Origin of the sequence: uncultured Cyclobacterium sp. (genome assembly GCF_963976465.1) — a bacterium.
Classification (GTDB): Bacteria; Bacteroidota; Bacteroidia; order Cytophagales; family Cyclobacteriaceae; genus Cyclobacterium.
Window position 1 is genome coordinate 1 of the sequence record NZ_CAXBOC010000703.1, and the last position, 1833, is coordinate 1833.

Consider the following 1833-nt stretch of genomic DNA (forward strand, 5'->3'; position numbering starts at 1 on the left):
CCTGACCCTACGCCACATACCATCCATAATATTAACAGTTTTTTGGGACCCAGAAATTGCTCCAGTAAGGGTCCAAAAATAAATAGGCCAAACATATTGCTGAACAAATGCCAGAAATCTGCATGCATAAACATATAGGTCACAAACTGGAAAGGCATGAAGTTTTTGCTCTCTATATAATACAAGGCAAAAAGCCCACTCAGTTGCGGAAGAAAAAAAGAAGCTATTACATGCATACCCACCGTAATTAACAATAGGTTTTTCACAATGGGTGTAAGGGCTCTAAACATAAATTCTTATTTTAATTCAGGAATAAAAAAAGCGATCAATTTTATTTAAATCCAACTTAATGAAGGTTTTGCTCCCCTCAGGGCTATAATTTGGGTTTTGACAGGCAAACAATTGCCCTGCGAGATTTTCCATCTCTTGACTTTGAAGCTTATCACCTCTTTTAATTGAGGTCTTTTTTGCCAAAGATCTGGCAAGATTTTCTTTTTTATTTAATGAGAGTTCATTCTTAAAATGCTTGAATTGCTCCAATAGTTCTTCAAACAACACCTTTTCGCTTGTAATATGAATATCAGCAGGCACCCCATTGATCAAAATGGCATGTTGACCAAATTCTGACAACTGGAAACCCAAGTCGCTAAGTTCCTCTTTCAAATCCATTACCAAGGCAAAATCTGCCGGGCTAAGCCTAATATTCTGCGGAAAGAGACATTGTTGGGAGGCTCCCTTGGACTGTTCCAATTGACCGGCATACCGTTCGTATAGAATTCGCTGATGTGTGGCCTGCTGATCAAAGATCAATAAACCGGAAGAAGTTTGCGTAACAATATAAGTCTGTTCCACCTGAAAGGTATTTCCACTACCCAAGGCCGGTTTATTTATTTCAGTTACAGGCGACTCATCCTTGCTATTAACTTTACTAGGAAAAGTTTTAAGTTCTTGCTGCCCGGTGTTGCCCCTTTCTGGGTCGAAATTTATGGCCCGTTCCTCATGGTCCTTATGAAACAGCTGCTCCCAGCCTTTGGGATCTTTATTGGCCATTCCTGGCCCTCTATAAGTCCTGTAATTATTTTCCAGGCCTACCTCTTTTCTTTTTGCTGTATCCTTGCTCCAGGAGTCCGTAAAGTTTACATCCAAGCTAAAATCGATGGTGAGCGCTGCATGGTGCGCACCTAAAGCTTGCTTGACAGCAGCCCTTACCACTCCATAAATGGTTCTCTCGTCATCAAATTTGATCTCAGTCTTTGTGGGATGTACATTAATGTCTATGTGTTTTGGATCAATGTCTAAAAACAAAACATAGAAAGGATGTTGATCCTGACCTATTAAAGATTCGAAAGCGGTACTGACTGCATGCCCCAGGTAATTGCTTTTGATAAAGCGATTGTTTACAAAGAAATACTGCTCTCCCCGAGATTTTTTGGCTTGTTCAGGTTTGCCAATATACCCTTGGATATTAATATGAGGGGATTCTTCCTGACAAACGATCAACTTGTCACGATATTGTTTGCCAAAAATCCCTACTATTCTTTTACTCAATTTCCCTCCGGCCAATTTAAAGAGCTCCATATCATTTTGGTAAAATGAAAAGGAGATCTTGGGGTATGCCAATGCTACCCGCTGAAATTCTTCCACCAAATGCTTGGTCTCTACGGCATTGGATTTGAGAAAATTCCTCCGCGCCGGAACATTGCAAAACAAATTTTTAACTGAAACGGAAGTTCCTCTTTGGAAAACGATGGGTTCTTGTTTTTTAACGGTTGAGCTTTCCACCTGAATAAGCGTCCCCAACTCATCGCCATCGCGTTTGGTCTTTAGTTCCAC

At 40.5% G+C, this 1833-nt stretch carries 2 protein-coding genes; both read right to left on the minus strand.

Translation table 11 applies throughout. The annotated features are described in order from the left end of the window. On the minus strand, positions 1–290 hold a 290-nt coding region (locus AAC037_RS24085; RefSeq protein ID WP_339906214.1), incomplete at its 3' end, for a rhomboid family intramembrane serine protease. A gap of 16 nt (positions 291–306) precedes the next feature. Next, the coding region (gene mutL, locus AAC037_RS24090; RefSeq protein ID WP_339906215.1) for a DNA mismatch repair endonuclease MutL at positions 307–1833 on the minus strand (1527 nt) is incomplete at its 5' end.